The sequence below is a fragment of the uncultured Paenibacillus sp. genome (assembly GCF_963515335.1).
In the GTDB taxonomy this organism is placed as follows: domain Bacteria; phylum Bacillota; class Bacilli; order Paenibacillales; family Paenibacillaceae; genus Paenibacillus_I.
The window spans coordinates 25,406-35,405 of the sequence record NZ_CAUPYC010000043.1 but is presented as its reverse complement, the minus strand read 5'-3'; the positions used below and the strand labels follow the sequence as shown (position 1 = coordinate 35,405).

Annotated in this window: 9 protein-coding genes; 6 read left to right on the top strand and 3 right to left on the bottom strand. The window is 58.2% G+C overall.

What is annotated here, in order from left to right; genetic code table 11:
* The 5 genes from RWM61_RS13775 to RWM61_RS13755 all read left to right on the top strand — a co-directional run.
* Positions 1 to 252: DUF92 domain-containing protein (locus RWM61_RS13775; RefSeq protein ID WP_314001703.1), on the top strand; the 252-nt coding region annotated here is incomplete at its 5' end.
* Between the two features lie 198 nt (positions 253 to 450).
* Positions 451 to 1,176 (top strand): ABC transporter ATP-binding protein, encoded by a 726-nt coding sequence (locus RWM61_RS13770; protein WP_314001709.1) that lies wholly within the window; start codon positions 451 to 453, stop codon positions 1,174 to 1,176.
* The gene (locus RWM61_RS13765) at positions 1,133 to 2,176 is read left to right on the top strand and encodes an efflux RND transporter periplasmic adaptor subunit (RefSeq protein ID WP_314001701.1); all 1,044 of its coding nucleotides are present in this window, start codon (positions 1,133 to 1,135) and stop codon (positions 2,174 to 2,176) included. Before RWM61_RS13770 ends, RWM61_RS13765 begins: the two co-directional genes overlap by 44 nt.
* A 62-nt stretch (positions 2,177 to 2,238) precedes the next feature.
* The gene (locus tag RWM61_RS13760) at positions 2,239 to 5,100 is read left to right on the top strand and encodes an FtsX-like permease family protein (protein ID WP_314001699.1); all 2,862 of its coding nucleotides are present in this window, start codon (positions 2,239 to 2,241) and stop codon (positions 5,098 to 5,100) included.
* A gap of 4 nt (positions 5,101 to 5,104) precedes the next feature.
* Complete coding sequence (locus RWM61_RS13755) at positions 5,105 to 5,983, top strand: ABC transporter ATP-binding protein (protein ID WP_314001697.1); 879 nt, start codon at positions 5,105 to 5,107, stop codon at positions 5,981 to 5,983.
* A 658-nt stretch (positions 5,984 to 6,641) separates the two neighbouring features.
* Here RWM61_RS13755 and pepF read toward each other — a convergent pair.
* The 3 genes from pepF to RWM61_RS13740 all read right to left on the bottom strand — a co-directional run bounded on the left by pepF (position 6,642) and on the right by RWM61_RS13740 (position 9,059).
* A complete protein-coding gene (pepF, locus tag RWM61_RS13750) occupies positions 6,642 to 8,432 on the bottom strand; it encodes an oligoendopeptidase F (protein ID WP_314001695.1) in 1,791 nt (596 codons plus the stop codon).
* Between the two features lie 196 nt (positions 8,433 to 8,628).
* On the bottom strand, positions 8,629 to 8,808 hold the full coding sequence (locus RWM61_RS13745) for a hypothetical protein (RefSeq protein ID WP_314001693.1): 180 nt from the start codon (positions 8,806 to 8,808) through the stop codon (positions 8,629 to 8,631).
* A gap of 17 nt (positions 8,809 to 8,825) precedes the next feature.
* Complete coding sequence (locus RWM61_RS13740) at positions 8,826 to 9,059, bottom strand: hypothetical protein (RefSeq protein WP_314001691.1); 234 nt, start codon at positions 9,057 to 9,059, stop codon at positions 8,826 to 8,828.
* A 157-nt stretch (positions 9,060 to 9,216) separates the two neighbouring features.
* On the opposite strand from RWM61_RS13740, the gene RWM61_RS13735 reads away from it, so the two are divergent.
* A complete protein-coding gene (locus tag RWM61_RS13735; RefSeq protein ID WP_314001689.1) occupies positions 9,217 to 9,921 on the top strand; it encodes a class I SAM-dependent methyltransferase in 705 nt (234 codons plus the stop codon).
* Positions 9,922 to 10,000: the final 79 nt, after the last annotated feature.

Genomic DNA, 10,000 nt, shown 5'->3' with positions numbered 1-10,000 from the left:
GCCTTGCTCGTCGTCGTGGCCGCTGCCGCCGGCCTGGCCGGCGCCTTCGCCGATTCCGTGCTCGGCGCGACCGTACAGGCGATGTACCGCTGCCGGGCCTGCGGCAGCGAGACGGAGCGCGCCGTGCATTGCGGCGCGCCTGCCGAGCAGGTGCGGGGGCTGCGCCTGATGACGAACGACCTCGTCAACCTGTGCGCATCCGCCGTAGCCGGCGCCGTCGCAGCCGGGCTGGGCCTATGGTTAACAGGCTGACGTCGTTTACATTCAACCAAAATGAACAGCCGGCTCCCGCAGTTTTGGGAAATCGGCTGTATTTTTTTGTAGCCGATGACGATTGACACAGAAGAGCGGTGCACCTATTCTTTTTATGGATAAGCGCAATTATTATTCATCTTTGTTAGCGCATACATTTTTGGGGAGCGAAAAGGGGGCGGCTGCTTGCGGAAGCAAATGGAAACGGCGCGGAGCAACGATAGAGACATCATCCTGAGGGCGGCCGGCATCAAGCGCGTGTTCGGCAAAGGAACCGGAGCCGTCACGGCGCTCAAGGACATCAATCTGGAAATCCGCAGAGGTCAAATCGTGGCGCTGGTCGGCCGTTCGGGCTCGGGCAAGACGACGCTGCTTAATATTTTGAGCGCGTTGGACGAGCCGACGGAGGGGTGCGTTTATTTCGAAGGCCGGGACATGACCGCATGGTCGGAGAAGCAAAGGAGCGCCCATCGCCGCAAACAGATCGGGCTTGTGTTTCAGTCGTTCGGGCTGGTGCCGCTGATGTCCGCCTATGAGAACGTCGAATTCGGCATGCGTGTCGCCGGCCTGAAGGGAAATAAGGAAACGGCGGAACGGGCGCTGGAACGGGTCGGCATGCGGGAGCGGATGAAGCACCGGCCGACCGAGCTTTCCGGCGGCGAGCAGCAGCGGGTGGCGATCGCGAGGGCGATCGCGCACGAGCCGGTCCTGCTTATCGCGGACGAGCCGACAGCCGAACTGGACAGCAAAATGGGGCTGCAGATCATTAAAGTATTTCGGGATCTCGTCAGACGGCTGGGCATGACGGTCGTCATGACGACGCATGATCCCGGCGTTATGGAGTTAGTCGACCAAGTCATTTCATTGGAGGATGGGACCATTGCCGAACAATCGGACGAGACTTTATCGCCGCTGGGCCGGTAAGGCGGCCGTCGCCCTCATGGCCGTTTCTTTATTGGCCGGCTGCTCGATGCTTCCGAAAGAAGAGGAAGCGCTTGCTCCGCCGCTCGTCAAGCCGCAGACGGAGACATTCGACGTCGTCGAAGCGGCGCGGGGCAACATCCAGACTTATTTGAAAGGAACGGCCGTTTTCGCATCCAGTAAAACCGAATCTTTGTATTTCAAGGAATCGGGCGGAAGAATCAAGACGATTCTCGTCAATGTGGGCGATGACGTGAAGGCCGGCCAGCCGATCGTCGAGCTCGATGTCGGCGATCTGGAGCTGCGGACGAGGCTGCAGCGGCTCAACGTGGAACGGGCGGAGATTTTGCACGCGCAGGCGAAGAGCGACGGGTTAGGCGGCACTGAGCTGCGGCTGCGGCAGATCGACGTTGAACGCGAGCGGATAACGCTCGGCTCGCTGGAGGACCAGCTATCGAAATCGCGGATTGTTGCCCCGTTCACCGGACGCGTCACGTTCCTGGCCGAATTGAAGGCCGGCGACGCCGTCACGGGCTACCAGCCGATCGTTACGATCGCGGACCCTGCCCAGGTGAAGCTGACTTATCAAGCGACGTCGGCGAAGGATTTGCTGGCCGTACAGCCGGATATGGCGGCCGCGGTTACATACGACAATCAGCAATACGAAGCCAAAGTGCTGCAGGCGCCGTCCAATGCGCCGATGGTGCCGGATAAGCAGCTGGCGGAGAAAAATGCCACCACTCTCGTGCTGGGCCTTGTCAAACCGATCAAGGGCGCTCTGATGGGTGAATCCGCCGATTTTCAGATTGCGCTTGAGAAAAGGGAAAATGTTATCGTGCTTCCCCGCTCGGGCGTCCGCAATTATTTGGGCCGGGAGTACGTGCAAATCGCGGAAGGGGAGCGGCGGATCGAGGTGGATGTCGAAGTCGGATTGAAAACCGCCACCGAGGTTGAAATCGTCCGCGGCCTGGAGGAAGGCCAACAGGTCATCATGAACAACTAGCCGTCAGCGGCCGTCGGCGGAGAAGCCTCTCCGGCGGCGCCTAAGAGGAGGGGGAGCGGGTTTTGGCCTTATGGACGATGATTTTGCGCAAAATGGCGAACAACAAGTGGCTGCAGTTGAATCTGTGGTTCGGCTTGACCGTATGCGTCGCGTTGTTCAGCTCGATGCCGCTTTATTCGAGCGCGATTTTGCAGCGGACCTTGTACAAAGAGCTGCAGCAGATGCAGGCGGCGAGAAACATTTATCCGGGACAGCTGAGGGTCACGTTGAACACCTCCGGCTTAAATAATCCGGCAAAGCTGGCGGACACGATTGCGAACAGCGACAGCTATGTGCTGGGCTTCGCCGGACGCGTGAACCTCGACATGAAATCGTATTATATCAACCGCTCTACGCCTTCGATGAAGATGTACGGCGCCGACGCCACCGATGAGGAGAAAAAGCGCGATGTGACGGGGAATTTACGCGCTGTTTCGGATTTTGACAAGCGGGTGCGGCTTGTGGACGGGCGGCTGCCGGATCCCGCGCGCAGCGACGGCGTATACGAGGTGCTTGTTACCCAGTCGTACCTGATCAAGCTCAAGCGCGATCTGAACGAAGAAATCACCGGCTTGAACCGGACGACGGGTCAGACCTACCGGATGCTGCCGGTCGGCATCGTCGACGCGTCGCCGGAGGGCGATCCTTATCTGCCTTTTCCGCTGGACGATTTCAAATCGTCGCTTTATATGCCGCTGGAGACATTCGAAAGCGAATTTCTGCTCGGCGGCAAAGCGAAGGTGAGCGGTGTCCGTTACGCGCTTGCGCTCGACTACACCCAGCTGAGCACGGGCGGGATCGACACCTTCGTCGCACAGGCCGAAGGGATGAAGCGGTATTTGCAGTCCCGCTTCTCTTATAACGCGGAGATGGATATTCCGGCGCTTGAGACGATCGGGACCTATTTGGCGAAAAAAGAGCGGTTGGACCGTACGCTGCTTGCCCTCTATGCGCCGGTTATGTTCATGCTGGCCTTCTATCTGTACATGACCTCGAACCTGATCATCGAGCGGCAGAAGACCGAAATCGCCGTGCTGCGAAGCCGCGGAGCCAGCCGCCTGCAAATCATGCTGGCCTACGCCGCGGAGGGACTGCTGCTCGGGCTGTCGGCCTTGGCTGCCGGTCCGCCGCTCGGCGTCCTTTTCACAAAGGTGCTGGGCGCCTCGGACGGATTCATGTCGTTCGTCGACCGCTCGGCGCTCGAGGTCGTACTGGACGGCGGCGTGTACCGCATCGCCGCGGCCGCCGTCTTCGGCGCCATCGTATTGACGCTAATACCGGCTTTCCGGGCAACGCGCGTGTCCATAGTCGGGCACAAACAGAAAATGGCGCGGCTGGACAAAATGTCGTTCTGGCACAAAATCGGCCTTGACGTTATTTTGGTCGGGGCGGCGGTTTATCTGCTTTACGGCTTCAACAAGCGGATGGACGAAATGCGCGCGCTTGCGCTCGAGGCCGGATCGCTGCAGGTGGATCCTTTGCTGTTCCTGATGCCGGCCTTGTTCGCGCTCGGCGGAGGTTTGCTCGTGCTCAGGGTTTATCCGTGGTTTATCCGGCTGTTGTACGGGGCGGGACGCAAATGGTGGCCGCCGGCGTTATACTCGACGCTTGTGCAAATCAGCCGGTCTTCCGGCCAGTATTTGACCATTAAAGTGTTTCTCATTATGACCGTCGCGATGGGCTTGTACAGCGCCGGCGCGGCAAGGACGATCAACGGCAATATGGAGAGCAAAATCCGCTACGGGGTAGGAGCCGACGTGGCGCTTACGACGCACTGGATGAACGACGCGCCTCCGCCGGGGCCTCCGGCTCCGGCCGGTGGACCGGCGCCCGCCCAGGAAAGCGAACCGGTCGTCAAGAAGCGGGTCCAATACACCGAGCCGCCGTTCTTGCCGATGACGGAGCTGGAAGGCGTCGAGTCGGCCGCCCGCGTATTCATTAAGGACGACACCTCATTCAGCGCGGCGGCAGGCAACGGGACCGCGACTTTGTACGGCATCAACACGTATGAGTTCGGACAGACGGCGTGGATGCAGCCGGGACTGCTCGGCCGCCATATCAACGAGTATTTGAATCTGCTCTCTTCCGATCCGAAAGCCGTGCTGATCTCGCAATCGCTGGCCGACGAATATAAGCTCAAGCCCGGCGACGGTATTTACGTCGGTTGGGAAGGCCTTGACCAAGCGCTGTTCACCGTGTATGGAATCGTCGACTACTGGCCGGGCTGGAATCCGAATCCGAAGCCGGAAGCCCAAGGGCCGCCCGGATTAATCGTGGGCCATCTGGAATCCATTCAGAACAGGCTGGCTCTCGAGCCTTATCAGGTCTGGCTGAAGCTCAAGGACGGGGCGTCCAGCTCCAGCTTGTATGAATCGCTTGCGGAGCGGAACATCCCGATCACCGAGCTGCGCGACGGGACGCAGGAATTGATCCGATCGAAGAACGATCCGTTCAGGCTGGCCATTAACGGCGTGATGACGCTGGGCTTCGTCATTTCAATGCTGATCAGCTTTCTCGGCTTCCTCATTTTCTGGATCCTGTCCTTGTCGGGCAGAACGCTTCAGTTTGGCGTGCTTCGGGCCATGGGCATCCCGTTCGGGCAAATTATCGGCATGCTGATCAGCGAGCAGCTGCTGACCTCCGGCGCGGCCGTGATGATCGGGGTATTGACCGGCAATGTCGTCAGCCGTTTGTTCGTTCCGCTCTTTGAGCTGTCGTTCAATCCGGCGGAGCAGGTGCCGCCGTTCGATATCGTATTCCGGCTCGGCGATTATGTGCAGCTGTACGGCATGGTGGCCGTCATGCTGACGGTCGGGCTTTGCGTGCTCGGATACCGGCTGTCGCGCGTCAAAATCAGCCAGGCGTTGAAGCTGGGAGAGGAGTAAGCGGATGATTCATTGCGACGGGCTGGTCAAAATTTATAAGACGAAGGACTTGGAAGTGGTCGCGCTCCAAGGGCTGGACTTGCGTGTGGAAGCAGGCGAGCTTATGGCGATCATCGGGAACAGCGGCAGCGGCAAATCGACGCTCCTTAACATGCTGGGCGGCCTAGACAGGCCGTCTGCCGGCAAGCTTGCCGTCGACGGCAAGGATCTTCTGGCGTTCACGGAGAAGGATCTCGTTCGTTACAAGCGGGAGAGCGTCGGCTTCGTCTGGCAGAACAATGCCCGTAACCTCATTCCGTATCTGACCGCGTTGGAAAATGTCGAGCTTCCCATTCTGCTCAAGGGCCGGCGTCGGCGAGCCTGGGCCATTGAGCTGCTGGAAGCCGTCGGGCTGGGGCATCGGATGAAAAACCGGCTCAGCGAATTGTCCGGCGGCGAGCAGCAGCGCGTCGCGATCGCCATCGCGCTGGCGAACGAACCGCGCCTCCTGCTGGCCGACGAGCCGACCGGCTCGCTCGACACGAAGACGTCGAATCAAGTGCTCGATCTGTTTCGCGAATTGAACCGGTCGATCGGCATCACGATCGTGATCGTCACGCACGATCCGCTGCTGGCGCGCAAGGTGGACCGGGTCGTCGCGATTCGTGACGGCAAAACCTCCTCGGAGATGATCCGCCGGCAATCCTATGCGGAAGAACTGGAAAGCCTGGAGCGGGAAGGCGCGGCCGCAGCCGAAAGCCACGTCGAATACGCCGTCATCGACAAAGCGGGCCGCCTGCAAATTCCGTCAGGCTTCCTGATCGAAGAAGGCTTCAAAAACAGCAACAAAGTCCGCGTGGAGATGGAGGACGGCCGGATCGTCCTCTATCCTCCCGAGGGATAGCGGCGTTAAACCTGGGGGATAACGGCCATTTATGCCGGTATCCCCCTTTTTCGCCGTCCCTTATGATCGCGTTCGACTCCCTCTGAGCATTATCCCTTTCGTTCAGGGCGGGCAGCAACCCCGTCTCCCGACTCCCTCTGAGCATTATCCCTTTCGTTCAGGGCGGGCAGCAACCCCGTCTCCCGACTCCCTCTGAGCATTATCCCTTTCGTTCAGGACGGGCAGCAACCCCGTCTCCCGACTCCCTCTGAGCATTATCCCTTTCGTTCAGGACGGGAACTAACCCGCTGATAACTCCTTCTGAGCATCCATTTCGGAGACGACACCGCTCCAACCATTAAAAACCGACTTAATTAAGCCCTGAAACGATGGGATAGTGACTAGAGGGGACGTGGAACCCTGAAGGAAGGGGATAGTGCTTAGAGGGGGGGCGGGGCACCTGTATCCTGAAGGAAGGGGATAGTGCTCAGAGGGAGTGCGGGGCACCTGTATCCTGAAGGAAGGGGATAGTGCTCAGAGGGAGTGCGGGGCACCTGTTTCCTGAAAAAAGACGATCGTGCTCGTTTGGAGACGGCCGACGGTTTCTGTATGATTTAAACGCAAAACCGGCCATCCGGCCGGTTTTGCAATGGGACAGCGAAAGCTGCCGCTTCATGATTTACTTCGTCAAGGCTTCCATTTGGCCGATCAGATCCTCGAATACGCTCATGGCTTGGCTGATCGGTTCCGGGGAGGACATGTCGACGCCCGCCTTGGCGAGGATGTTGATCGAATAGTCGCTGCCGCCGCTCTTCAGGAAGCCGAGATAGCGCTCAACCGCGGGCGCCCCTTCTTCCAGAATTTGCTTCGCGAAGCTGGTCGCCGCCGAGAAGCCGGTGGCGTACTTGAACACGTAGAAGCTTGTGTAGAAGTGCGGAATGCGCGCCCATTCCATCTCGATGTCCCGGTCCACGACCATGCCGCCGCCGTAGTATTGCTTGTTCAGGTCGTAATAGATTTCGGACAGCGCCTGCGGCGTCAACGATTCGCCCTCCTCGGCCTTCTCGTGAATGATTTTCTCGAACTCGGCGAACATCGTCTGGCGGAACACCGTCGTCCGGAATTGATCCGCGTAGTAGGTGAGCAGGAACATTTTTTCCTTCGGATCGGTCGATTTCTCCAGCATGTAGTGCATGAGCAGCGCCTCGTTCAAGGTAGACGCCACTTCGGCCAGGAAGATCGTGTATTGCGCGTCGCGAAAATCCTGGTTCGTGTCGGAGTAATAGGAATGAAGCGCGTGTCCCATCTCATGCGTCAGCGTAAACATGCTGTTCAGGTTGTCTTTATGGTTGAGCAGCACGAACGGATGGGTGCCGTATGCGCCCCAGCTGTACGCGCCGCTGCGCTTGCCTTCGTTCTCGTAGACGTCGATCCAACCGCCCTCGAATCCGCTTTTCAGCACCTTCAGGTAGTCGTCGCCCAGCGGCTGCAGGCTGTCCTGCACGGTCGCTTTCGCTTCGTCGTAAGCGATGTCCATTTTGAACTCGTCGACAAGCGGGGCGAACAAGTCGTACATGTGGAGCTCGTCGACCTTCAGCAGTTTTTTGCGCAGCTTCATATACCTGTGCATCAGCGGAAGATGCTTGTGGATCGTATCGATCAGGTTCGTATACACTTCCTTCGGAATATTGTCGCCGTAGAGGGACATCTCAAGGGCCGAAGGGTATTTGCGCGCGCGCGCGTAAAAAATGTTTTTGTTCACGTTGGCGCTTAGCGTCGAGGCGAGCGTGTTTTTCATTTTGCCGTATGTATCGTACATGGCCTTGAAGGCTTCGCGGCGCACGTCGCGGTCCCTGCTCTCCAGAAATTGAATGTAACGCCCTTGGGTAAGCTCGATTTCCTCGCCGTTCTCGTCCTTTACTTTAGGGAATTTCAGGTCGGCGTTATTCAGCATGCTGAAAATGGTGCCCGGCGCTTGGCTGATATTGCCCGCTTGCGCCAGCAGCGCTTCCTCGGTCTTCGACAGCACATGCGCCTTCTGCCGGCGCATCTCGACCAGCGTGAACCTGAATTTGGCCAGCTCGGGGTTCTCGATCAGCTTGTCAAGCTCCTTGTCGGGGAGACTGAGCACCTCCGGAGTGATGAATGAAAGCGCTTCGCCGGTTTCCACGCTGAGCTTCTTCGATTTATCGGACAATGCCATATTGGCCGGCTCGGCCGTATCCTCGTGATGGCGCATGTTCGCATAAACGTATAACCGTTCAACGTGCAGCGACAATTCGTCCTCAAGCTCGAAACACTCTTTCAGTTTATGGGGATCGGCAAGCTTGCCTTCATACGCGCCGATCTTTTTCAATTGCTCCTTCGCGACGGTATATTCCTGCTCCCAGGCCGCTTTGCTTGGAAAAAGGTCCTCCAGCTTCCAGCGGTATTCGGGATTGGTCTCGGAACGTTTCGGTACTTGGTTCATCGGGCTCCTCCTATTGGGCTCTGAATTTGGTTGCGCCGTTACACTGTTCCCCGCGGCGCCGGAAAGGGCGGCAGCGTTTGAAACTGCGGCGGACAGCAGACCGAGGGACAGCAGGAAGGGAAGCCATTTCATGGTCGCACCCCTTTTTTGCCCTCTAGTATGCGCGCCCGCCTTGTTTTTCATGAGCCGCGGCCGATTATGAGTCTAATGTCAAGAAGCTGTAAACGATCAGGAAAAAGGCAAAGGCGATCAGCAGGATGGCGGTCAGCGCGATGCCCCTCCTCATGGAAGCCGGAATCGAATCCTTCTTCATGACGACGACCGCGCCGAGCGAAAAAGCGGCCATAATAAAGATGAGTGTGGCTGTTGCGTCCATGGACGTGGGCTTCCTCCTCAGATGGAACGAAAAGCTTCCAATATCGAATCGCGCTCGGTTTCGCCGCCTTCAAGCCCCTCGGCCCGGAAGCGGTTCTCCGCCCAGTGCAGCATTTCGGGCCGGCTGACGAAGGTATGGCATTCTTCCCCCCACTGATCGGAAATTTCCCGCACGATAAGCGTCTTGCCCTGGACCTCTACAGTAAGCATATTGTACTTGTCTTTCTTATAGATCTCGTATTTCTTGAACATGGCGGCACTCCTTGCTGCTAGAGGTGTTTTTCTCATCATAGCCAACCAAACTGTGGAAATCAACCCGGTTCCGTCGTACAATGACTACATGGCCGTGAGACGGCCATGATCCGGGAAACGGATCAGACCAGTTGAGACGAGAAGAGGAGAGATGAGCATGAAGGGGAAGTATGAGCAATCGGGTGTGGCGGTAACGTGCAGAGGGTACGAGGAATACGTGCGGATGTTCGATCTCGGCGAATCGGAGCTGTCGAAGGGAGACATTCTGGATGTCGCGGCCGGCGCTTCATCGTTTACGGCCGACGGCAGGGTGCGGGGACTGCGCACCTTTGCGGCCGACCCGAGGTATGCGAAATCCCCGGAAGCATTGACCGGAGAGGCGCGGGAGGAAATAGCCGTGTCCACGGCCAAGCTTGAGGGCTTGAAGGAGCTTTTCGATTACAGCTATTATGGCAGCTTGGACAATCACCGCGCGATGCGCGAGGCCTCCCTGGGACGATTCGCCGAAGATTACGGGCGTTCCGACCGGGGCGACCGCTACTTCGCCGCTTCGCTGCCCGCCTTGCCATTCGAGGACGGGCGTTTCGGCCTTGTGCTTTGCAGCCATTTTCTATTTCTGTACGGCGAGCAGTTCGGCTACGATTTTCACCGGGACGCGGCGCTTGAACTGCTCAGGGTATGCAAGCCCGGCGGTCAAGTGCGGATTTATCCTTTGTCGACGCTGGGCTTCCGGCGTTATCCGGATTTGGGCAGGCTGATGGAGCACTTGTCCGTTCTCGGTTACGCTTGCGGCAGGACGGAAACCCGCCTCCCGTTCATTCCGGGCTCGAGCGAGATTCTGACGATCGGTTGTCCCGAATAGGAATTTGTCTCTTAAGCTGCAAATCTTAGGCTGCAAATCGTTTGCAATTTCTTCGTCCAGCGAGTATACTGGATATATT

What these genes read in the sequence shown, in the direction of transcription:
- RWM61_RS13740 (WP_314001691.1), bottom strand. Translation starts at nt 9,059, where the DNA reads ATGTTCAAGAAATACGAGATCTATAAGAAAGACAAGTACAATATGCTT.
- RWM61_RS13745 (WP_314001693.1), bottom strand. Translation starts at nt 8,808, where the DNA reads ATGGACGCAACAGCCACACTCATCTTTATTATGGCCGCTTTTTCGCTC.
- RWM61_RS13755 (WP_314001697.1), top strand. Translation starts at nt 5,105, where the DNA reads ATGATTCATTGCGACGGGCTGGTCAAAATTTATAAGACGAAGGACTTG.
- pepF (WP_314001695.1), bottom strand. Translation starts at nt 8,432, where the DNA reads ATGAACCAAGTACCGAAACGTTCCGAGACCAATCCCGAATACCGCTGG.
- RWM61_RS13770 (WP_314001709.1), top strand. Translation starts at nt 451, where the DNA reads ATGGAAACGGCGCGGAGCAACGATAGAGACATCATCCTGAGGGCGGCC.
- RWM61_RS13735 (WP_314001689.1), top strand. Translation starts at nt 9,217, where the DNA reads ATGAAGGGGAAGTATGAGCAATCGGGTGTGGCGGTAACGTGCAGAGGG.